Origin of the sequence: Bombilactobacillus thymidiniphilus, from assembly GCF_023380245.1 — a bacterium.
Classification (GTDB): Bacteria; Bacillota; Bacilli; order Lactobacillales; family Lactobacillaceae; genus Bombilactobacillus; species Bombilactobacillus thymidiniphilus.
The window spans coordinates 530444-553693 of record NZ_CP093365.1 but is presented as its reverse complement, the minus strand read 5'-3'; the positions used below and the strand labels follow the sequence as shown (position 1 = coordinate 553693).

The following is a 23250-nucleotide window of genomic DNA, read 5'->3' as shown; positions in this document are numbered from 1 at the left end:
TGAGATTGTCAGCGTTTATGAGTAATTTTATCAAATAAAAAATTTTAAGATGTAGCAGGTGATTTTTATGGATCTTTCATTAGTTATTGTGTCGTTGGCGGCTTTTTTGACACCCACGCTTTTGGCACGCTTTAAAGTTTCGCTGATTCCATCAACAGTCGCTGAAATCATTGTCGGTGTAATTATTGGTAAAAGTGGCTTTAATATTATTCATATGAATTCGGTTTTGGACACGTTATCGACGCTTGGAACAATTATGCTGTTGTTTTTAAGCGGGATGGAAATTGATTTTTCTTTGTTCAAACGGTCAGAACCTACCACCACTTTAGAAATTAAAAAAGCGCAAAAAGCGCCACGCTATTCACCACTAAAGATTGCCATAATTGCGTATGGTTTGACTGCAGTAACTTCTATTGTGTTGGGCATTTTATTTGCTGTCTTCGGACTTTTCAGTGATGTCTTTTTATCATCAATTTTGTTTGCTACGGTATCTTTAGGCGTCATGATTAGTATTTTGAAGGAAAATAATCTGCTAGGTAATACTTATGGACAAACGCTGTTATTGTTCGGTGTTTTAGGCGAAATTATTCCCTTATTAGGGTTGACTATTTATTCCTCCATTAAAAGTGGCAATGGTGCCACTTTGTGGCTGCTTTCACTTGTCTTTTTAGCGGCAGCCTTCTTATTGACACGTTTTCGCAACTTTTTTAAAAATTTCAATAAATTTACTAAATCGACTACACAACTGGATATGCGTTTTGCTTTCTTGGTTATTATCATTTTGGTTGTTATGGCAGTGTCAGTTGGAGCCGAAAATATCTTAGGGGCATTCTTGGCTGGTATTGTGATTAAGTTGCTTGAGCCACAAAAGAGTACAGAAATGAAGTTGAATGCGATTGGCTATGGTTTGCTCATTCCATTTTTCTTTATTTTAACTGGTGTCAAATTGAATCTTGTCACACTTTTAAGTTCCAAAACTACCTTAATTTTGATCCCCCTGTTATTAGTTGCCTTTTTAATCGCCAAATTACCTAGTTACTTTGGTTTACAGTTGCTCTTTTCGAAGAAAAATTCTATTGCGGGTACTTGGCTGGCTGAAACGACGATTACTTTAGTTATATCTGGTGTGGCAATTGCCCAGGATATTCATGCTTTAACTAGTGAACAAGGGGGCGCTTTTATCATAGGTGCTGTCTTGACTTGCTTACTCGGTCCGCTCATGTTTAAAAAATTGTATCAACCTGAAGAACAGCAAGTTAATAAAACTAATGTTCATATCATTGGTGTAACGTCTTTGTCCGTAACTGCTTGCCAACAATTACCATCAGAATGGTATGACGTTTCGCTTTATACTACTCATCAAGAAAGTTATGAAACTTTTCATTCTACTGCGCCGGTAACTGGAGTTCGTAACTTGGATGAAAAGACTTTGATTGAAGAGGGAGTATTTGATACTGACATTTTAGTGATCGCGCATATTTTTTCCCAAACTAATTATGAATTAGCTTTAGCCGCCAAAAAGTATGGTGTCGAGCGTGTTTTAGTTCGTTTGGATAATCCTGATCTTGAAGAAACTAGTCAAATGACCCAAAAATTAGAACAAGCCGATATTGAATACTTCAACACGTTTGATGTGGGCGTAGGTGTTTTACGGTCTGCAATTGAATCACCACGGATTTTACCGTTAATTACCTCGGTTCATTCGCAAATCTTTGAATTTGAGATTTTGAATCCTAATTTTGCAGGAACTCAAATTTCGCAACTGCCTAAGGATGTTACTATCAGTAGGATTATTCGGCAAAGAAAGTCACTGATTCCGCATGGTGAAACAATTATGCAGTTACATGATCATCTGATTTTAACTGGACCCTGGGACAAAATTTCTGAATTGCATACCACTTTAAGTAATCCGAAATAAAGATAGTCTATTGGGACGCAAATTTACTAAAAGTTAAGCACTTAATTTAAGTGCTTTTTTTGTGTTGCAGATTATAAAATTAATATGAATAGCAGTAAAATCCAAAATATCAGCGTTTAAAAAAGGGTTTTGTGCCTTATAGATGATCCAGTTGGTGTTTTTACACTATTTTTGCAACTTGTTTAGGCTTATCGCCATTATCAATTTATAGCGTATCTACCGGCGATAGATTGTTATTAACAATAAAACAGTGGCAAATTGCAGGTATTACAAGGCAGTGGTGTCGGAATGTAAATTAATTCTTATTATTTATATTTGTTAAACGATTGGTTGGAATTAATTATTATTCCTTTATTTATATAATAGAATGTCTTAACAAATATTCAAATTTAGGTGCAAATGATTCAGGACATTCAGGAGAATCCGTACTCATCCAAGCGGAAATTATTCCTAAAAATTGATGTATTATTACTTTTGACTGCATTGAAGTGGAAATTTGTATATTTTTATGAATTTGCTTTTGGCGTAATATTGGTTCTAAAATGGAGCTGTATTGTTTTTCTATAAAAGATATCCAAGATGGATCAGCTTCTTTACAATATAAAATATATAAAAATAATCTTTTTTCATAGAGCATAGGAACAATTTTTTGTGATAGTTGAACTACAAATTCAGAAGAATTATAAGTATTATTGCTTATAATTTTTTTTATGCTTTTTTTAATATCTTGATCAATATAAAAATGTAATACATTTAGCAATTCATTAATGTTATGGAAATGACTTTGATATAGGGCTTGTCTAGATATCTGTAGTTTAGTTGCTATTTTATTCATCGTAATATCAGTAAATGAATTAGAATTTTTAGCTACTTCACAAAATGCCAAAAAAATACGCTTATCGTAATTGGAAAATATCACAATATATCACCTCTATTGTAAAATTATATAATTTTTTTTAAAAAAAACCATAACTTTTAGATGGACATAATTAAGATTACATTGACGAACGTAAATTTATAACACTATACAAATTATATTTGGCGGTAATATAATAAAACCGTTAATTTTAATACTATTGAAATTAGCATATACAACATGTTGTATTAAATTGATAAGTTAGGAGGAAGATTAAATGAAAAAAGATGAATTACTAAATGGCTATACAAATTATACTTCGCCTGCACGGGTTCAACAAAGCGCAGTGGAAGAGAGTCAATTAGGTAACGTTGGTACTTCAATTAGTTTGAGTGTAACTTACTCAGCATCTGTATCTTGGACCTTCTCTTGGAGTTTTTAATTGAACTACACTAGGATAAGTTCTCAATATATAAACCTTCATATATTGAGAACTTATCTTTATATATAAACCATATTTAGGGAAGTGTGCTAATTTGTCGATTAATGTGCAAAAAAAGTTGCTAAAAATATTATCTAGTCAATCGTTAAATGTTGATCAAATATATAGCATTATTTCACCTAACATAACCTATTCCGATAAACATAAACTAATAGATATTATAACTAGTTTAAGGCGTAGCAATGGTGAATATAAGATTATGTCTTTTAATGAAATAATAGGAAATTTCTCAAAAATTACTATTAAAATAATTATAATTTTTGATGATAATTTTGATTTTATGGACAAATTGTTGCTTGAGCCCATTATTCCTTCTATTGAGAGCTTTTCTGACTTTAATAAAGCAATCAAACAAGTTGGAAATTATACTGTTGCCATGTCAATTTTAAAAAATAATTTGCCTGTCGGTAATGTTAATTCTGATGAAAAGATGGCGGTTTCATCAGTAATAAAAATGTTGGTTGCAGCAAAAGTATTTTATTTACTTCAACTTGATGATATTACTTTAAATACGATATATACAATAGAAGATACTGATATTAGTTTGTTAAGCGTGGGATTATGTGAAACAAATATTGGTGAAAGAATATCTGTTAAAGAATTGTTGTCGCGTATGTTACTTGCTTCAGACAATACAGCTATGGATATCCTTATAAATATTACAAGTAACCATAATTTTAGTGATTTTTATAAATATGTCGGTGTTAATAATTATTATGTTAAAAAATCAAAAAACTTATATTCTACTGCGTGGAATATAAATAGAGATAATCAATATTTTAAAATGAATGATCATAGTAAACATATAGTCTGGAATAAAGGTAAGGATTATTTTCTTACTACAAATGAGGTATGTAAGATAACATCATTTGTTACTAAGCAAAAGTGGATACCTTGGCATGATATACCTTCTACAAAGATGCTTTATAAAGGTGGATCTTCACCAGGGGTTTTATCTGCTGTTTGGTCAACGATTTCGCAAGTGAAACCAATTATTTTTTCTTTTGCAATCAATAAAAACAATGATTTTATGTTAATTGAAGAAATATATATCTATGAATGCGCCCGAAAAATATTAAATTTGTTAAATATAATATAATAGGAGGAAAAATGGGTAAAGTTATGTATGGTCGTAATGATTCTACCTTAGAGCAAACAGTGGATGGAATCAAAGTGATTAAAAAAATATTAGTTGGAACTCAAAAAGATAAGTTTAGAAGAATCAATAATATAATTAAGTTTGATGAATTTCTTAATGATGGTTTAAATATTAATTCTCCTAAGTTAATATCTTATGATAAATCTGATTTTTCAGTAATGCATAAGTGGATTGATAATTCTATTAATTTGGAAGATCTTTTGAACGAAGACGTCGATTATTTTTCAAAGTATATTAATGATGCAATGTTTATTATATCTCAGATTAATAATTTACCGCTACAGAACAAAAATAATATATCAGTGGACCCAGTTCATTCTCCTTTAATAGCATTGACTGTAGAGGAATATTCACATAGTACTGGAGCAGAATTAGAATTATTTTCTATAATTCAACATGATAGTAAACTTATAAAAGCTTTAAGTTGTAGATCTAAAAATGTGCAACAGGGGTATCACCATGGTGATTTACGTTTAGACCAGTTTCTTGTGGATAACAAAGGTAATCTTTATATTATTGATCTAGAAGAATTTAATGTTGGTGATGTATGGCTAGATTTAGCAGGATTTATAGGTTCTATATTATTCAGTTCGTTGTTAAAAACTTTTTCTACTTCTAGCAGTGATGCTAACACAGATAAAGAAATTGATTATTCTTTTATGGAAAGAGGAAAAAATAATTTAAGTGAAATAAAACCTCTGTTAATAAAATCTATAGATTCATATTCTTCTTACACTAATAGAGCTATTGATTTAGAAAATTTAGCTATTGACATTGGTTGGTTTGTGATTGAACGTGTAATTAGTAGATCTAAATTTACTTTTAGGCTATCTGAGGTTGATAAGGCAATTGCTGGTGTTGGCCGACAAGCAATTGTTTATCCGGAAACTATAAATAATTTATTTAAATAATTGAAAATGGAGGTTAATAATGGATAAAAGTACTTCAATTTCTGAGTTGTCAAACATGATTTCTATTTATTCTGATATTGATGAGGTTAATATTGATGGAGAAATTTACAACGGTGTTATGAGTAGACCGAGAAAAGAACTTTCCCAATGGTTATATTGTGTTTTGCATGCTGGAAATCCTAAACTTCTGAATAACAATTATGCTGAAAATAATGATTTAGAAAAAACAATAGATTCCATTTTACCAAATATTAATATTAGTACACCTGTACGTTCTATAAAATTTCATGATAGGGAATTTGCGGAGGTTAATGGTGTAAGGGTTGAATCTAATATTAAAAATAGATCTGTGGAATTGCCTTCCAAACGACCTCATTTGACACCAGGATTTTTTATGTTTATTGCAACCAATGAAATTGGAAAATATAGGCATTATATAGGAGTAGATAATCCCGAAGATGCAATAAGAATATGGACAAAAAGTATTGACACACTATTGAGCCTAAACGTTAGTTTTTCTACTAAATTGTTATCTCAAAGAAATAGTTATCCTAGAAATGATGCGATTGTTTTTTATAGTAATAAAGATTCTAAAATTGTTGAAAAAGTATTAATTTCTATGGTTGAAGATATTCCAATTTCTTCAAAAGGTATACATGGTTCACCCTTTACTATGCCCATTAGCAATACTTTAACTTATGGAGAACAACCAGTAGATAAAAAGGGTATTAGACAGAGTTTAGGAGAACAGCGTACTGAATTAATTGCACTAGCCATTAGAGATTCTTTTACTACGGGTATTAATTTTAATGATTTACTCGCACAAAGATTTAAGCTTGCCAATATTAATCTTCAAAATATTGCTAAAAATTGGATAGAAGGGATTGTATGAATATAAAAGTCATAGTTCCAGTAGCTATTTTATTTATTATTTATTTTATATTTTGTATATATAAAATTATAAACTCTAGAGAAGTTAGATGGCTACCGAAATGGGGATGGTTTATAGTTTGTTTTATTTCTATACCACTTGGTGGAGTATGTTTTTTATTATTTGGAATTAAGACGGAGAATTAATATGGTTGAACTTGTTAGTGCTAATAACCTTCATGTAGCCATTAATAATATTGAAATATTGAATGGACTTACCTTCAATATTAGTGATGAACCTAATGTTATTGCATTGATAGGACCTAATGGAGCTGGTAAAACAACTTTAATTAATACTATTATGGGATTTAACAATGTTATTGACGGCGATTTTAAAATAGGCACTCAGTCTATTGCTTATTGTCCAGATACACCAGAATTTGAACCCGAATTATTCTCTTTAGAAGTATTAAAACAATCTTCTTTTTTAGCACATGTTAATTTTGATGAATCACGAGCTATAAAAATTTTAAAATTAGTTGGTCTTAGTAAGTATACTAAACAAAAAGTTGGTACTTTTTCAAGAGGAATAAAGCAAAGACTAGGAATTGCTAGTTCTCTTATATTAAAACCTAAGTTATTGTTTTTGGATGAACCTACTAGTGCTTTGGATCCATTAGGAAAGCAAGATATTTTGGATTTAATTAAAAATCTATCTAAATATTTAGTTGTAGTGATTTCCAGCCATGAACTGGATGATATTCAGCGCATAGCTAAATCATTAATAGTATTGAATAATGGACAAATTATATATACGGGAAGTATGCAAAAATTTATTGACTACGAAAATAGTTTTTATAAAAAAGCAAGTATACGTACAAAAGATAAATATAGTTATGGAACTATATTAAATGAATTACAAAAAAAACAAATTAATTTATTAAAATGTGATCCTGATAATTTGGAAATATTTTTTTCTGATTCTGATTTTAAAATCGTAATGGAAATAGCGTATCTCCATGCAGATATAATAAATTGTATTTGTAAATTTGATATGTCTCTAACAGAAGCTTTTAAAATGGCGGTGATTAATAAATAATGTTGTATTTAATTGAGATAAAACGTTGGCTTCGTAGTAATAAAATGTTGGTCTTGCTACTTGTTTTTTTATCTACAGGAATAGTATCACCAGTTTTAGCCTACCATGCTAATGATATTTTAGGGTGGTTAAGTCCTTCTATGTCTAAATCGTCCTTATTGATTAATAAAGTAACTATTGAAAGTGTTTTTGAGTCTTATTTCAAAAATGTTACACAAATGTTATTGTTTATTGCTGTATTTATTGTTTCCAGTATGGTTTTAGTGTCTAAAAATAAAGCTATAAGATTATTTTATTTAACAAGAAATAATAGCTTTATAACTCTATATTTTCCTAAATTATTAGTAAGCTTATTGTTTTTAACCATAATGGTTTGGTTGGGTGGCTTATTTTCAATATATATGACTTGGATTTACTATTCTAATTTGAATTTCAAAAATGCTATTTATATGATCTTATTTGAAACAATGGGAGTACTTTTTGTTACCATTTTGGGGACATGCTTGGCAATTTTATTGGATTCTGCTTTTGTTGCATCGGCCTTAATAGAGTTGTTAATAATAATTACAACCGTAATTAATAATATTGACTGGTTTAAAAAGTGGTCTTTCACGGGATTATTGAGTCCAATTAAAATTTTACAAAATAATTTTTCTTCTTACTGGTTAATGATTTATACAGGATTAATTGTGACATTCATTTCTATTTTTATAATTGCTATAAGACCCAAAAATAAAATTTAATTATTTAGTAACTAGAAGGAGAAAAATTATTTTATGATAATAAATTTTAATAATGTCAGCAAGAAAATTAACGGTATAAATGTTGTTAATGATATGAGTTTTTCACTTGCTAAAGGACATGTTTTAGCGTTATTAGGTCCAAATGGTGCAGGTAAAACTACTACTATCAGGTTGTTGACTGGGCTAATTGTACCGAATAACGGCGATATTGTTATTTTTAATCAGAAATTAAATTCTCGCAAAGTAGCAGATAAATTAAGGGAAAAAATAAGCGTTCAAAATGACGGATCATTGTATGAAAATCTAAGTATAATTGAAAATTTACGTATTTGGGCTAATTTATATAATATTCCTGCAAAAAGGGCTATGTCAGATATTGCTGAGTTATTGGATGTATTTGAGCTGGTATCTAGATCGGATGACAAGGTAAAGCAATTAAGCAAAGGAATGAGACAAAAAATATTGCTGATTAGATCATTATTACCTAAACCAAAATTATTAATATTGGATGAACCTACATCTGGTTTGGATCCACAAACATCTCGGAAGTTAATTGATTGTCTTGAGAGTTATATTGAAGAGAAAGATACTACAATTATTATGGCTACTCATCAATTGGATGGTCTAGAACAATTAGCAACGGATATTTTAATAATGAATAGTGGACGGGTAATTGTCCAAGGAGAAGCAAATAGATTAATTAATGAACATTGGCCAACTACACAATTAAAAATAGAGTTGGATAATGCCAACAAAGCTAGAGATTATTTTGATCAAAATTTTTCTAATAATTACTTCTTTAAAAATGAAAAAGTTTATTTAACAGTGAAAAACAAACAATCCATTCCTAGAATAATTGCTACGATTACATCAAATGTTGATGTAATCGGAATTAACAAAGTTGAACATACAATTAAAGAATTATATTTTGATCTATTAGGTAAAGGAGTGCTGTAAGTGAATAAAAATAGAGTTGTTACTATTATGAATAAAGAATTGTTAGAAATAAAAAAAGATAAAGCAACGCTGACATCATTGTTCATCATACCTATAATTTTCAGTATAATTTTACCCTTATTAATCATTATTGGAGGTACTAGGAATGCTTTAATTCAAAATGTAAGTGGCATTAATCAGTTTTTGGGGAATTTAAGTGTCAAGTTTTTACCGAATAATATTCCTCATAGTCAAATTGGTACGTACGCTTTGTTTATTTATTTTTTCATTCCATTATTTTTATTAATTCCAATTATTGTTTCTACTGTTATTGCTAGTACTAGTTTTGTTGGTGAAAAAGAAAATAAAACATTGGAAGGATTGCTGTATACACCTGTCACTGATTCAGAATTAATCTTGGGCAAGATTATGGCAGCAGCTATTCCAAGTGTTTTTATAACTTGGGGATCTATATTAATTTACGGTATTATTCTGGATACTGTTGGTTTAACTATTTTTGGTAGAGTTATTTTTCCTAATGTTGTTTGGATCACTGTAGGATTTGTTTTAGTTCCGGTAATTACTTTTTTATCTATATTATTGGTAATTATGGTTTCCCAAAGAGTTTCATCTAGTAAATCTGCACAATCGGTTTCTATGATTTTGATTTTACCGCTTATTGGATTAATAATTTCTCAAGCAAGTGGATTGCTGATTTTTAATGTTTTAGTAACGTTATTATTAGCATTTATTTTGGTAATAATTGATTTTGTAATATTTAAAATAGTAGTTAAAAAATTTAATCGTGAAAAAATTACGTTAAATTTATAATTCATGGAGGTTATAAAGTTGAAAATTATAGGTTTGATAAATGACAAATTAATTCCTTATTCTAGATGTAATAGTAATCCTATACAGATAGCAGAAAATGAAATAAAAGTTGGCACTTTAGATGTTAATAAACCAAGATTTGATAAAGGCAGTTATAAAAATAGTGGTTTTGTATTAATAAAAGTACTTTCTTTTTCGTGTAATTATCGTGACAAAGCTATTATTGTTAAAAATGGTAATAAAATCAATTATGGACTTGAGAGTGAAGCATCTCCTATATCATATTTTGGATCTGATTTTGTTGGCGAAGTAATAGCAATTGGTCCAGATGTTAAAGATTTAAAAATAGGTGATAGAGTTATTCCTGACTGTGCATATCCTGATGCTCCTGCTCCTAATGTTGCCCCTGGGGTTGTGACTAATGAAGCATCAAAAGGTTGGTTAAGGCTCCATCATTCTAAATTATTGAAAATAGACACTAAGATATCTAATAATATTGCTGCGGGATTTTCTATTGGTGGCCAAACATCTGAAAGTATGATTAGACGTAGTAATATAAATAGTACTGAACGTGCACTAGTATTGAGTGCACGTTCTAATACTTCGCTATTTATAATTAGAGGATTGCTGAATCGTGGTATTAACACTACTATTTTATCAACTACACCATGGAGCAAAGAAGAATTGAGTACTGTGCAAGGTGCAGAGTATTTTTATATGGAACGTAAAAATATTAAATGGCCAGATATTCTGGGAAAATTTGATGTCATTTTTGATCCTTTTTTTGATCTTCATATTGGAACCGCTGTCAATCATCTCAATGTAGGAGGTAGATATATTACATGTGGTTATAAAAATCAGCATAAAACTTTTTATGAGCCGACTGATTATGTAATTGAAAATAAACTACAAGATATTATGCTCCAAGTAATGATAAATAATATTTCAATTATAGGTAATTGCATTGGAACCACTGAAGATTTGGTTCAAGCTATAAGAAGATATGACATAAAGAATCCACCTTTTAAAATTTATGGATCATTTACACCAAATAATGGAGATGATTTTTTACACCAAACTTATAATGTTAATGCTCGTTTTGGCAAGGTTATTATGAACTATCGAGAATAAGGTGATTCTAGTTTTAGATCTAATTTGTTCGCCACAGTTCCTTTAGGCGTCATGATTAGTATTTTGAAAGAAAATAATCTGCTCGGTAATACTTACGGGCAAACATTATTATTGGTGGGTGTTTTGGGAGAAATTATACCACTATTAGGCTTAACTGTTTATTCCTCCATTAAAAGTGGTAATGGTGCCACTTTGTGGCTGCTTTCACTTGTCTTTTTAGCAGCAGCCTTCTTATTGACACGTTTTCACAACTTTTTTAAAAATTTCAATAAATTTACTAAATCGACTACACAACTGGATATGCGTTTTGCTTTCTTGGTTATTATCATTTTGGTTGTTATGGCAGTGTCAGTTGGAGCCGAAAATATCTTAGGGGCATTCTTGGCTGGTATTGTGATTAAGTTGCTTGAGCCACAAAAGAGTACAGAAATGAAGTTGAATGCGATTGGCTATGGTTTGCTCATTCCATTTTTCTTTATTTTAACTGGTGTCAAATTGAATCTTGTCACACTTTTAAGTTCCAAAACTACCTTAATTTTGATCCCCCTGTTATTAGTTGCCTTTTTAATCGCCAAATTACCTAGTTACTTTGGTTTACAGTTGCTCTTTTCGAAGAAAAATTCTATTGCGGGTACTTGGCTGGCTGAAACGACGATTACTTTAGTTATATCTGGTGTGGCAATTGCCCAGGATATTCATGCTTTAACTAGTGAACAAGGGGGCGCTTTTATCATAGGTGCTGTCTTGACTTGCTTACTCGGTCCGCTCATGTTTAAAAAATTGTATCAACCTGAAGAACAGCAAGTTAATAAAACTAATGTTCATATCATTGGTGTAACGTCTTTGTCCGTAACTGCTTGCCAACAATTACCATCAGAATGGTATGACGTTTCGCTTTATACTACTCATCAAGAAAGTTATGAAACTTTTCATTCTACTGCGCCGGTAACTGGAGTTCGTAACTTGGATGAAAAGACTTTGATTGAAGAGGGAGTATTTGATACTGACATTTTAGTGATCGCGCATATTTTTTCCCAAACTAATTATGAATTAGCTTTAGCCGCCAAAAAGTATGGTGTCGAGCGTGTTTTAGTTCGTTTGGATAATCCTGATCTTGAAGAAACTAGTCAAATGACCCAAAAATTAGAACAAGCCGATATTGAATACTTCAACACGTTTGATGTGGGCGTAGGTGTTTTACGGTCTGCAATTGAATCACCACGGATTTTACCGTTAATTACCTCGGTTCATTCGCAAATCTTTGAATTTGAGATTTTGAATCCTAATTTTGCAGGAACTCAAATTTCGCAACTGCCTAAGGATGTTACTATCAGTAGGATTATTCGGCAAAGAAAGTCACTGATTCCGCATGGTGAAACAATTATGCAGTTACATGATCATCTGATTTTAACTGGACCCTGGGAAGAGATTTCCAAATTGCACACAGATTTAAGCAAGCCAAGGTAAGTACGAGCTGTTTTGTTAGAAAGTTATTGACAGAAAAGCACTTAATTCAAGTGCTTTTTTTGTGTGGAAAACGACAAGTTGAATATTTGTAAATATCCTAATTTTATCGGTTGACTATGTTTTGTGGTTTTGGAAATGTACAAAATAATTTGTAAAAAAGTACTGACTAGATTGTAAGAAAGGTACATAATGAATTTATTAGATAAATATATGTAATTTTAATAAGGCACTCAACAAAATGAGAATGGAAGCAGTGGTAACTTTTGTAAGCGGTACACTGCAATTTGTAATATTTCAACCATTAGATCGAAAGGATCCATATAGTAAATTTAAGGAAATAAATGGGGGAAAATAAAAATGGTAATGAGTGAAGATGAATTTGAAACAGAATTGATTCAATATCTTTCTACTGGAGTGATCGATACCACGCAATCCGCAGAACACATGAAAGACAATTGTTCTGAAAGAGATTATATAACTAAAACTAAGCTATGGAAGTATGAACCTGGAATAAAAACTACAGAACAACTATGGGCAAATTTCAAGAAGATTGTCGAGCAAAATAATCAAGGAACTTTAAACTATGAGAAACTTAGCTCCGCGGAATTCAAACAAATTCAGCGCATTATTTCTGATATAAAAACTCCTTATGAAGCAGGTCAGTTTCTTTATGGTTTAAATGGAAAATCCCAAATTGAAATTGATTTGGATAATGGACGACATGTGTATTTGACTTTATTTGATCAGGCACAGGTTGGTGCAGGTGATACTGTTTATCAAGTTGTTAATCAAATCAGGCGACCGGCAAAAATATTAGGTAAAGAAAACCGTAGATTTGATACCACACTGCTAATTAACGGCTTACCGGTTATTCAAATTGAAGAAAAACGGAGTACGCATGATATTAATGAAGCACTTAATCAGATGAATCAATATATTGATGAAAATCAATATAGCGATATTTTTTCTTTGGTGCAAATTTTGGTAGCCATGTCACCGAATAATGTTAAGTATATGGCGAATACTACTAAAGACAAGTTTAATAAAGATTTTGCTTTCAATTGGCAACGTAAAAATGGGCTTAAAAAGAAGACTGTGCGTAACTGGCGAGAATTTGCTGATTCGATGTTGTCAATTCCAATGGCTCATAAAATGGCAACTAATTATATGATTTTAGACGGTACTAAAAACAATGAAAGCTTAAAAGTGATGCGGCCATATCAAGTTTATGCAACGCAAGCTGTTATTGAAAAAATTAAACAGGCAGATTTTGATTTTGGTGTTAATAAACTCGGTTACATCTGGCACACTACGGGGTCGGGTAAAACCATTACTAGTTTTAAAACGGCTTGGTTAGCTAGTCGAATGCCAAATATTGATAAGGTGGTTTTTCTAGTTGACCGTATTGTCTTAACTAAGCAAACATTAGAAAATTACCGTGCTTATGATCCAGACACTAATATTAATGAAGCCACAGAAAATATTCAAAGTACCAGAAATACTAATGAATTAAGTCGCAAGCTAAAAAAGAAAGATAATAATATTATTGTTACTTCAGTTCAAAAACTTGCAACGCTTGTTAAGCGCAAATCATTCAAAGCACCTGATAAACATTTTGTTTTTATTGTTGATGAAGCACATCGTTCAACCGCAGGGGATGCTTTTAAGCTAATCCAGCAGACTTTCAAGCACTCTGCTTGGGTCGGGTACACGGGTACACCCACCTTTGATGACACTACTAAAGGGCTGAGGACGGAAGATATTTTTGGACCATTACTCCATTCTTATACGATTAGGGATGCGATTGCTGATCACAATGTTTTAGGTTTTAAAGTTGATTTTGAAAATACTTTTGATATTGAAAGTGTAAAAAGCACTTATTTACCAGCGTTTTATCATAAGCAATATCCTAAATGGTCGCAAGCAAAAATTCAGGATAAAATTGATAATTTAACACCAGAAGATATGGACGATGAAATTACGACTAGTTTTTATGATGAAAATCCGGATCATGTTAAAGCAGTAGTCAAAGATATTTTTGACAATTGGCCTAATCGTTCTAATGAAGGCAAATATAATGCTTTATTTACAACGCATGTTGGTGGAATGAAAGCAAGTACACCAATGGCAATGATGTATTTTGATGAATTTCAGCGGGTTAATCAAGAAAATGCAGCTTACAATCAAGTTCATCTTAAGCTTGATGATAAAGATAGGAAGCCACTTTTAAAGGTGGCTGTGACTTTCAGTTATAATACTTCCGATACGGATACAATGGTATCAACTAATCAAGGTCTATTTCGTGCCATTCAAATCTATAACAAGGAATTTGGCACTAACTTTGAAATGGATGATACAGCTGGTTATACTCAAGATGTTATTTCGCGGCTTAATAAAACTGTCAGTGATAAAAATTACCTGGATATTGTAATTGTAGTCGACCAGCTGTTGACAGGTTTTGATGCTCCACAATTAAACACTTTATATGTTGATCGTACCTTAAAAGATGCAGGTTTAATCCAAGCATATTCACGTACCAACCGAATTGATGACATGGAAGATAAGCCGTGGGGGCATATAATTAATTACCGCTGGCCAGCGCAAAACGAAAAGCTAATGAATCGCGCTTTAGCAATTTATGCTGATGAAAAGTCAGCCGAACTGTCAGAAGAAGAGCGGAAAAGTAAAAATGTGGAAGACGGCGTCACTGCTCCTAGTTATGAAGAGACATTTAAATCAGTTAAGCAAAATGTTACTAACTTACGTAATTTGACGGATAATTTGAGTGATGTACCAAAATCTGAACATGCTAAAGAAGAGGCGATTAAAGAATTACAGAACTATAGTGCCGGGATTGCTAAGTTAAAACAGTATGATAAACCAGATGATGCAAATGGTGGACAAGGCTTCGATTATGATGATCCCGATGGTTTAATTAAAGCATTGGGAATGACATCTGATGAAGAAACTTTCTTAACGACGGTTTTGACTAATGAATTAAAACGACATATTTCTAAGAAAAAAAATATTCCGCTGCCGCAAATTGATTTTCACGTTAAGAAGATAAGGGATGTTACTGTCAATTATGACTACTTAACTGAATTAATCGAACAATTACTGAATCAAGTCCATGAGAATAAAATGAAGGCGGCAGAAACTACGCAAGAAGAAATCCATAAATTTGCCGACGGATTAGAAGATCAAACTTATGCTAAGAAAATCAAAAAGGCAACTGGTGCCATTATTAAGGGTGAGTACCCATCTGAAGACTCCAAATTAAAATATCCGTATCACTTACAGAATAGTGATGAAGTTATTGAAGCGGCGCACTCAGTAGTTTTAGATGACGAATTGTTGTACTTCCAGATGAAGTGGGGTATTGAGAACGTTATTTCACTTGCTAAGTTGCGTAATCTATTTGGGCAACATGTATACGGTAAACAGGATTTAGATAACGCCAGACAACTCAGTGATATTGTAACTGAAGCAAGTGCTAGTTATAAGATGTTAGCTAAAGATGAAAAAGTTAAAAATCTATCGAAGATTAAATATCGCAATAGTTTACGAGATGCAATCTATCAAAAAGCTGACGACATGGACAAAAATAAATAGGAGTCCGATAATATGACAGACAAATTGATAAAAGAAGAGCAAGTAGAAAAAGAATTATGGACAATGGCTAATGAATTACGCGGAAGTATGGATGCTTCAGAATACAAAAATTATATTCTGGCGTTTATGTTTTATCGCTATTTGTCGGAGCAACAAGAAAAATATTTATTTGATAATAATATTATTGATATTGAGCCAGGTCAGTCGGTTAATGATGCATATAAGAAACAAGCAGTGGGGAGTGAGTTGGAGGATTATCTGGAAGATATTTCTTCAAGTTTAGGTTATGCGATGGAACCGGAGGATACTTGGGCTTCACTGATTGATAAGATCAATAATAGTAAAGTTGTTCCTAGTGATTATCAAGATTTGTTTGATAACTTCAATAAAAATTCTTCCCTTAATAAAGAAGCTGTTCAAGACTTTAGCGGCGTTTTCAATGATATCAATTTGAGCGATTCGCGCTTGGGAGCAACAACTACCATTAGAGCTAAATCATTAAGTAAAATTGCCAATTTAATTGATGGAATTGAATATAATGGTGCTGACGGAAAGGACATTCTGGGGTCAATTTATGAATACTTAATTGGTCAGTTTGCGGCTTCAGCTGGTAAAAAGGGTGGAGAGTTTTATACACCACACGAAGTATCAAAGGTTCTGGCTAAGATTGCTGTTCATGGCGTTGAAAAATCAGATCAAACTTTCTCAGTTTACGATCCAACTTGTGGATCAGGTTCATTATTATTAACAGTACAAAATGAATTACCTGGGGGCAACCGTCCAGGTGCGATGCGATTCCATGGTCAAGAAAAGAATACGACCACTTATAACTTGGCGCGGATGAACTTAATGATGCACGGTGTCTCTTATACTAACATGGTCTTATCTAATGCTGATACATTAGAAAGCGATTGGCCTGATGGTCCTGATGCTGACGGTATTGATCATCCGCGATCCTTTGATGCAGTAGTTGCTAATCCGCCATATTCAGCACGTTGGGACAATAGTGAAACAAAATTGAAGGATCCGCGTTTTAAAGAATATGGCAAATTAGCACCTAAAACTAAAGCCGATTATGCTTTTGTTTTGCACAGCTTATATCATTTAAATGATGAAGGTACCATGGCTATTGTACTACCGCACGGAGTGTTGTTCCGCGGGGCTGCAGAAGGCATTATTCGTAAGAACTTGATTGAACATCAAACAGGAAATCAGATTTATACGGTGATTGGTTTACCAGCTAACTTATTCTATGGGACGTCCATTCCGACTGTAATTATAGTGTTTAAGAAAAAGCGCTCAACTAATGATATTCTCTTTATTGATGCTTCTAAGGATTTTGAAAAAGGTAAGAATCAAAATTACCTAACTGATGAGAATATTGACAAGATTATTAAGACTTACAGAGAACGTAAAGATCTTGACAAGTATGCGCACTTAGCAACAATTGATGAAATTCGAGAAAACGACTATAACCTCAATATTCCCCGCTATGTTGATACATTTGAAGAGGAAGTGCCAGTTGATATTGAGAAATTGGTTAAAGAGTATGGTGAAGATAACAAACAAATTAAGAAGCTTAATTCAGAAATTGCTTCTAGTTTAGATAAATTGGTGGGTTCTGACGAGACGACCCAGCATGATCTTGAACTATTGAAGGAGCTGTTTAAATAATGGATGCAAAGGAAGAAAAACTGGTTCCCAATATTCGCTTTCGTGGTTTCACTCACGCTTGGGAACAACGTAAGTTGGGTGAAATTGCTAGGATATCAACTGGCTCAAGCAATCAACAAGATGCTGTAAATGATGGAAAATATCCGTTTTTTGTTAGATCAGAAAATATTGAGCGTAGTAATAGGTATACTTTTGATGGCGAAGCAATTTTAATTCCTGGTGAAGGAAAATTAGGCGATATATATCACTATGTAAATGGAAAATTTGATTATCATCAAAGAGTATACAAAATTAGTAATTTTTCTGATTGTAGAGGTAAATTTATCTTATATTGTATGAAGAAAAATTTTAAACGACACGCTTTGAAATATACTGTAAAAGCTACTGTAGATAGTTTAAGACTACCTATATTGACTAATTTTAATGTATTGATTCCAAATATATCTGAACAAGTAATTTTGAGTCAATTTTTTAGTAATATTGACCATCTCCTCACTCTTCATGAGCGTAAGTTAGAATTACTCAAAGAATTGAAGAAAGCTTTCTCCCAGCTTATGTTTCCTGATAAGGATGAAACTGTGCCTAAATTGCGGTTTAAAGGGTTTGATGGTGAGTGGAAACAACGTAAGCTGGATGAAATTTCAAAAATAGTTATGACGGAATTCACCAAACTCCAAATTATAAAGATTCAGGTATAATGTTTCTTTCAGTGGAGAATATTAAAACATTGAAATCTCAAAAATTTATAACTGAGGAAGAATTCAAAAGTGAGTTCAAAGTGTATCCACAAAAAGATGATGTACTGATGACACGTATAGGCGATGTTGGAACTCCAAATGTGGTAAAAAATAATGAAAAAGTAGCATTTTATGTAAGCTTAGCCTTGTTAAAACCTTTTGATATTGATTCATACTTTCTATATAGCTCAATTCAATCATTTGAATTCCAAAAGAATTTACATGCTAGAACGCTAACAACGGCTATTCCGCAAAAAATAAATAAGGAAGAAATTGGGAAAATAAAATTTTTAATGCCAAAAGGAAACTTAGAACAAGGCCATATTGGCAAATTTTTTAAAAAAATTGATGATAATATCACTTTTCAAAAACAAAAAATAGTGCTACTAGAAAAACAAAAGAAATATCTTTTACAAAAAATGTTTATCTAATCTACTAAAACCAGTAAAATTAATACATTACTCTAAAATCAAGGACTTAAGTAATGTACAAAAATCAATTATTTTATCGCTATTTTGCTGAGTGGATGTATTTATACAAAAATGGTGCAGTTAGACCGATAACATTTAGCAAATATAAGACTAGCTTGCAAAGTTTAAAGATAATTGCACCTAAGGTTAAGCTATCAGACTTAGATCGACAAACTTATCAGAAGATACTGAATGAATATGCAAAAAATCATGAAAAACAGACAACAATGGATTTTCATAGGCAACTGCGAGCATCATTAGAAGATGCACTGGACGAAGGTATAATCAATCGCGATCCAACACGAAAAGCTGTTCTTAAGGGAACAATTCATAGAAATCATAAGATGAAATTTTTAAGTCAAGCGGAATTAGTTAAATTATTAGAACAACTTGACTTAGAAAGTCAACTTTCATGGGATCATTTTATTCTGCTGATTGCAAAGACAGTCAGCTGAGTTAAGCCCAACGCTTCACTAAAGCGTGTAGACCTGTCTTTGCAATCAGCAGAATAAAATGATCCCATGAAAGTTGACTTTCTAAGTCAAGTTGTTCTAATAATTTAACTAATTCCGCTTGACGTTAAAAAATTTCATCTTATGATTTCTATGAATTGTTCCCTTAAGAACAGCTTTTCGTGTTGGATCGCGTATTGATTATACCTTCGTCCAGTGCATCTTCTAATGATGCTCGCAGTTGCCTATGAAAATCCATTGTTGTCTGTTTTTCATGATTTTTTGCATATTCATTCAGTATCTTCTGATAAGTTTGTCGATCTAAGTCTGATAGCTTAACCTTAGGTGCAATTATCTTTAAACTTTGCAAGCTAGTCTTATATTTGCTAAAGGTTATCGGTCTAACTGCACCATTTTTGTATAAATACATCCACTCAGCAAAATAGCGATAAAATAATTGATTTTTGTACATTACTTAAGTCCTTGATTTTAGAGTAATGTATTAATTTTACTGGTTTTAGTAGATTAGATAAACATTTTTTGTAAAAAGAAGTTCTTTGTTTGTTTTAGCTTTTCCAATTTACTTTCTTGATGAGTGAGGAGCTGATCTATTTTTCGCAAAATTGAACCTATTTTTTCTTGTTCGAATTCATTAGGAAATAAAGTCTTTACCATTTTTATATCATTTGAGCTTATGGATTCAAAGGTTGATCCTGTACTTATGGGTATCCAATATCCTGAATTGTCCAATTGCTGCAACAACTGATAAATAAATTCATTTCCCTCAATTGCGGCAACTCCCCTCCCAATTACTACATCATAATTTGTTCTTACGACGTTACCAACCGGAGCCCGTACACATAAAATTATCGAATTTTTTTTGGCTATTTTTGTTACTTGAGTAGTCCATACTCTCGGAAACACTTTTTTATTTTTAATGTCTGCGTTGCCTTGAACCAAAATATAATCGTTCGGATTAGATGTGTAATTCTCTCCTTTAGGACTTTGTCCCATAACTATTTTTGAAATTTCATCCAGCTTACGTTGTTTCCACTCACCATCAAACCCTTTAAACCGCAATTTAGGCACAGTTTCATCCTTATCAGGAAACATAAGCTGGGAGAAAGCTTTCTTCAATTCTTTGAGTAATTCTAACTTACGCTCATGAAGAGTGAGGAGATGATTGAGTTTTTGAAGTAGAATACTTATTTGCTTTTGCTCATCATAATCTGTAGTCATGAATCTAAAATTGGAAAAAGTTGAAATCCAGTGACGTTTATGGCCCTTAGGTATATAGCTTATCCGCTTTAATACATTATAAAGAAAGAATAAGTCATTATTTTGATCTTTGTTAGTTAATAACTTCATAGCAGAGCTTTTAACTTTGAAAGGAAAATTAACAAAATGACAACTAGTTGTAAAATCATCAAATATTATCACCGGAACTTGATTCGATGCAAATTTTACATTTCTATCTTCGCTTGTAAATCCTAAAATGAAACTTTGACCAGCTGTCAATACAGGTGTAGTAAAATTATCATCGTAGAACGTTGAATTAACAATGTATTTTGTTGGCTGCTCATATTCTAATACCTCGCCCAACTTACGTTGTTCCCAAGCGTGAGTTTAATATACCTGTATTAGATTTCTTGCGCTATATTTAAGAAGTTAGACAAATTTATGTCAAATAAATTAAACTTTATAATTTTGAAACATTTATGGATCGAAAATTTGTGTATGATGAAGCAATTGATCATTTTTTAGATACATTAACCGCTGGTGAAAAATATCCATTTTCAACACCAGAATTGCGAACTGATTTAGCACATACCTTCTGGTTACTTAATCGCGTAGATAGTGCTAAAGCTTTAGCAAAGAAATTGAAAAATCATCCTGTATTTAAGGATTATGATATCATCCTAGCTGCTGGAGACGGTAAACTGGATGATGATCAATTAGATGATGATCAACTTGATAGGGTGAATGAAAAAGCACTTGATAAGGTTAGAAATGCAACCAAAGCATCTGATAAAAAAACTATCACTTTAAGTGTTGGGCAACTCACTACGGGTGTAACAGTAGGACCTTGGTCAGGTGTTTTAATGCTTTCGAGTATGAAGAGTCCAGCTGAATATATGCAGGCTGCCTTTAGAGCACAAAATCCTTATACTTTCAAACGAGGTGACGAATTAGTTCAAAAAGAAAATGCTTATGTCTTTGATTTTGACCCAACACGAACTTTAACTATTTTTGATGAGTTTGCTAATGATTTGATGGCTGAAACTTCCAATGGTAAAGGAACTGCTGCTGAGCATGAGGAAAATATTCGTAAACTATTGAATTTCTTCCCTGTTATTGGTGAGGATGATAATGGTAAGATGGTTGAACTTGATGCCAAGCAAGTGATGTCAATTCCACGTCAATTAAAGTCGCAAGAAGTAGTTAAACGTGGCTTTATGAGCAGTTTCTTGTTTACTAATATTTCACGAATTTTTACTGCACCAGCTGAAGTGCGAGAAATATTAAATGGATTAGTAATTGCTAAAGAAGGTAAGGCTAAAAAGACTGATCAAACTGCCATTGACGGTGCCGAAGATGTTTCGGTTAATGATGATGGCGAAGTCGAAATCCAAAAGAAAAGAATAATTGGTAAGTCTGGGGAACTTTTTGGCGATAAAGTTTATTCTGATCTGGGAAATAAATTAGTAGGTGATGCTGCTACTACTAGTGCAGACTCAGACTTTAAGTCGGCGGCTAAGACTATTGCAAAGCAAGTTAATGAATCATTAAGTAAAGAAGTTACTAATAGAATTACTGATGATTATGATTTGACTGAGAAAGAAGTCAAAAAGCAGCAACAACAGATTGAAAAAGAAAACGAGCAGGCACTTACTAAGATTGCGGACAAGTTCAACGATCAAAAGAAAGTTGCTGAGGTTAACTATAAGAAAGAACAAACAGCAGCACGTGACCAGTCAGAACTGGATGATGCTAAAGCAGAATACGAAACTGAAGTTGAAAGTATTATTACTGATTTTAGCAAAAAGGTACAGGAACACGTCCAGAAGATTGTTGAGGATGTACCTGCTAAGGTTGTTGAACGTGTTGAAAAGAAGGAAGAGGAGAAGAAAAAAAGTGGTATTGAAGAAGATGCTAGAGCTCACTTACGTGGCTTTTCTCGAACCATTCCCAGCTTCATTATGGCATACGGTGATAAGAATTTGACACTTCAGAATTTTGATGACTACACTGAGGATGATGTTTTCAAAGAAGTTACTGGCATTACTGAGGATCAATTCCGTTTCTTACGAGATGGTGGCGATTACGTTGATGCCCAAACTAGCGAAAAGAAGCATTTTGATGGTCACTTATTTGATGAAGTAACCTTTAATGACTCAATCCAACAATTTCTTGAGAAGAAGAATCAATTAAGTAATTATTTTGAGGATAACAGTAAAGAAGATATTTTTGATTACATTCCACCGCAAAAGACAAACCAGATTTTTACTCCTAAGGCAGTAGTCAAGCATATGGTCGATGATCTTGAGGCAAATAATCCCGGTATTTTTGATGATCCTGATAAAACTTTTGCTGATCTTTATATGAAGTCAGGTTTGTACATTACAGAGATAATTAAGCGACTATTTCGCAGTGAAAAGATGAAACAACTATTCCCGAATGATCATGAACGGATTAAGCATATTATGGAGCACCAAGTCTATGGTTTTGCACCAACACGAATTATTTATCTAATTGCAACCAACTATATTTTTGGCTTTGATGAAAATCTGAAAGATAATTTGATGGAGAAACACTTCAAGCAGATCGATGCTGCTAAGTATGCTACAGAGGGTACTTTGCAGGTATAGTACAACGTGAATT

At 32.3% G+C, this 23250-nt stretch carries 19 protein-coding genes and 1 pseudogene; 17 read left to right on the top strand and 3 right to left on the bottom strand.

Annotation, left to right across the window (positions count from 1 at the left end):
- The first annotated feature begins 67 nt into the window (after positions 1–67).
- Positions 68–1918 carry a cation:proton antiporter domain-containing protein gene (locus tag MOO47_RS03000; RefSeq protein WP_249513320.1) on the top strand — a complete coding sequence of 617 codons (1851 nt, stop codon included), beginning with the start codon at positions 68–70 and terminating at the stop codon, positions 1916–1918.
- A 355-nt stretch (positions 1919–2273) separates the two neighbouring features.
- On the opposite strand, the gene MOO47_RS02995 is transcribed toward MOO47_RS03000, so the two are convergent.
- Positions 2274–2753, bottom strand: a complete 480-nt coding sequence (locus MOO47_RS02995) for a TetR/AcrR family transcriptional regulator C-terminal domain-containing protein (protein ID WP_249513319.1) — start codon at positions 2751–2753, stop codon at positions 2274–2276.
- A gap of 298 nt (positions 2754–3051) precedes the next feature.
- Here MOO47_RS02995 and MOO47_RS02990 point away from each other — a divergent pair, with 298 nt between their 5' ends.
- The 15 genes from MOO47_RS02990 to MOO47_RS02920 all read left to right on the top strand — a co-directional run bounded on the left by MOO47_RS02990 (position 3052) and on the right by MOO47_RS02920 (position 19371).
- A complete protein-coding gene (locus MOO47_RS02990; protein ID WP_249513318.1) occupies positions 3052–3216 on the top strand; it encodes a signal protein in 165 nt (54 codons plus the stop codon).
- A gap of 106 nt (positions 3217–3322) precedes the next feature.
- Complete coding sequence (locus MOO47_RS02985; protein WP_249513317.1) at positions 3323–4375, top strand: serine hydrolase; 1053 nt, start codon at positions 3323–3325, stop codon at positions 4373–4375.
- Positions 4376–4386: 11 nt separating this feature from the next.
- Positions 4387–5346: a phosphotransferase gene (locus MOO47_RS02980; protein ID WP_249513316.1), complete on the top strand. Its 960-nt coding sequence runs from the start codon at positions 4387–4389 to the stop codon at positions 5344–5346.
- 19 nt (positions 5347–5365) lie between these two features.
- A complete protein-coding gene (locus MOO47_RS02975) occupies positions 5366–6238 on the top strand; it encodes a T3SS effector HopA1 family protein (RefSeq protein ID WP_249513315.1) in 873 nt (290 codons plus the stop codon).
- 186 nt (positions 6239–6424) lie between these two features.
- Positions 6425–7315 (top strand): ABC transporter ATP-binding protein, encoded by an 891-nt coding sequence (locus MOO47_RS02970; protein ID WP_249513314.1) that lies wholly within the window; start codon positions 6425–6427, stop codon positions 7313–7315.
- Complete coding sequence (locus MOO47_RS02965) at positions 7315–8058, top strand: hypothetical protein (protein WP_249513313.1); 744 nt, start codon at positions 7315–7317, stop codon at positions 8056–8058. The genes MOO47_RS02970 and MOO47_RS02965 overlap by 1 nt, the downstream gene beginning before the upstream one ends.
- A gap of 33 nt (positions 8059–8091) precedes the next feature.
- Entirely contained in the window at positions 8092–9015 is a 924-nt protein-coding gene (locus MOO47_RS02960) for an ABC transporter ATP-binding protein (protein ID WP_249513312.1), read from the top strand.
- The gene (locus MOO47_RS02955) at positions 9016–9825 is read left to right on the top strand and encodes an ABC transporter permease subunit (RefSeq protein WP_249513311.1); all 810 of its coding nucleotides are present in this window, start codon (positions 9016–9018) and stop codon (positions 9823–9825) included.
- 18 nt (positions 9826–9843) lie between these two features.
- Positions 9844–10956 (top strand): MDR/zinc-dependent alcohol dehydrogenase-like family protein, encoded by a 1113-nt coding sequence (locus tag MOO47_RS02950; protein ID WP_249513310.1) that lies wholly within the window; start codon positions 9844–9846, stop codon positions 10954–10956.
- 24 nt (positions 10957–10980) lie between these two features.
- On the top strand, positions 10981–12423 hold the full coding sequence (locus MOO47_RS02945) for a cation:proton antiporter domain-containing protein (protein WP_249513309.1): 1443 nt from the start codon (positions 10981–10983) through the stop codon (positions 12421–12423).
- 363 nt (positions 12424–12786) lie between these two features.
- Positions 12787–16035, top strand: a complete 3249-nt coding sequence (locus MOO47_RS02940; protein WP_249513527.1) for a type I restriction endonuclease subunit R — start codon at positions 12787–12789, stop codon at positions 16033–16035.
- Positions 16036–16047: 12 nt separating this feature from the next.
- On the top strand, positions 16048–17709 hold the full coding sequence (locus MOO47_RS02935) for a type I restriction-modification system subunit M (RefSeq protein ID WP_249513308.1): 1662 nt from the start codon (positions 16048–16050) through the stop codon (positions 17707–17709).
- On the top strand, positions 17709–18407 hold the full coding sequence (locus tag MOO47_RS02930) for a restriction endonuclease subunit S (RefSeq protein WP_249513307.1): 699 nt from the start codon (positions 17709–17711) through the stop codon (positions 18405–18407). Before MOO47_RS02935 ends, MOO47_RS02930 begins: the two co-directional genes overlap by 1 nt.
- Positions 18408–18436: 29 nt before the next feature.
- Positions 18437–18877, top strand: a complete 441-nt coding sequence (locus tag MOO47_RS02925; protein ID WP_249513306.1) for a restriction endonuclease subunit S — start codon at positions 18437–18439, stop codon at positions 18875–18877.
- 53 nt (positions 18878–18930) lie between these two features.
- Positions 18931–19371 carry a phage integrase SAM-like domain-containing protein gene (locus MOO47_RS02920; protein WP_249513305.1) on the top strand — a complete coding sequence of 147 codons (441 nt, stop codon included), beginning with the start codon at positions 18931–18933 and terminating at the stop codon, positions 19369–19371.
- A gap of 163 nt (positions 19372–19534) precedes the next feature.
- Here the strand turns inward: MOO47_RS02920 and MOO47_RS02915 are convergent, their stop codons facing one another.
- Together MOO47_RS02915 and MOO47_RS07750 are read right to left on the bottom strand one after the other, a co-directional pair.
- Positions 19535–19840 (bottom strand): phage integrase SAM-like domain-containing protein, encoded by a 306-nt coding sequence (locus MOO47_RS02915; RefSeq protein ID WP_249513304.1) that lies wholly within the window; start codon positions 19838–19840, stop codon positions 19535–19537.
- A gap of 53 nt (positions 19841–19893) precedes the next feature.
- Positions 19894–20973 (bottom strand): annotated as a pseudogene (locus MOO47_RS07750) (restriction endonuclease subunit S); the annotation flags it as partial.
- A 113-nt stretch (positions 20974–21086) separates the two neighbouring features.
- Between MOO47_RS07750 and MOO47_RS02905 the strand changes: the two are divergent.
- Positions 21087–23237, top strand: a complete 2151-nt coding sequence (locus MOO47_RS02905; protein WP_249513302.1) for a DEAD/DEAH box helicase — start codon at positions 21087–21089, stop codon at positions 23235–23237.
- The last annotated feature ends 13 nt before the right edge of the window (positions 23238–23250 follow it).

Excerpts from the sequence above, each read along its gene's own strand:
- MOO47_RS02965 (WP_249513313.1), top strand. The coding sequence starts at position 7,315 with ATGTTGTATTTAATTGAGATAAAACGTTGGCTTCGTAGTAATAAAATG.
- MOO47_RS02930 (WP_249513307.1), top strand. The coding sequence starts at position 17,709 with ATGGATGCAAAGGAAGAAAAACTGGTTCCCAATATTCGCTTTCGTGGT.
- MOO47_RS02960 (WP_249513312.1), top strand. The coding sequence starts at position 8,092 with ATGATAATAAATTTTAATAATGTCAGCAAGAAAATTAACGGTATAAAT.
- MOO47_RS02995 (WP_249513319.1), bottom strand. The coding sequence starts at position 2,753 with ATGAATAAAATAGCAACTAAACTACAGATATCTAGACAAGCCCTATAT.
- MOO47_RS02990 (WP_249513318.1), top strand. The coding sequence starts at position 3,052 with ATGAAAAAAGATGAATTACTAAATGGCTATACAAATTATACTTCGCCT.
- MOO47_RS02920 (WP_249513305.1), top strand. The coding sequence starts at position 18,931 with ATGTACAAAAATCAATTATTTTATCGCTATTTTGCTGAGTGGATGTAT.
- MOO47_RS02905 (WP_249513302.1), top strand. The coding sequence starts at position 21,087 with ATGGATCGAAAATTTGTGTATGATGAAGCAATTGATCATTTTTTAGAT.
- MOO47_RS02940 (WP_249513527.1), top strand. The coding sequence starts at position 12,787 with ATGAGTGAAGATGAATTTGAAACAGAATTGATTCAATATCTTTCTACT.
- MOO47_RS02915 (WP_249513304.1), bottom strand. The coding sequence starts at position 19,840 with ATGTACAAAAATCAATTATTTTATCGCTATTTTGCTGAGTGGATGTAT.
- MOO47_RS02935 (WP_249513308.1), top strand. The coding sequence starts at position 16,048 with ATGACAGACAAATTGATAAAAGAAGAGCAAGTAGAAAAAGAATTATGG.
- MOO47_RS02970 (WP_249513314.1), top strand. The coding sequence starts at position 6,425 with ATGGTTGAACTTGTTAGTGCTAATAACCTTCATGTAGCCATTAATAAT.
- MOO47_RS02975 (WP_249513315.1), top strand. The coding sequence starts at position 5,366 with ATGGATAAAAGTACTTCAATTTCTGAGTTGTCAAACATGATTTCTATT.
- MOO47_RS03000 (WP_249513320.1), top strand. The coding sequence starts at position 68 with ATGGATCTTTCATTAGTTATTGTGTCGTTGGCGGCTTTTTTGACACCC.
- MOO47_RS02980 (WP_249513316.1), top strand. The coding sequence starts at position 4,387 with ATGGGTAAAGTTATGTATGGTCGTAATGATTCTACCTTAGAGCAAACA.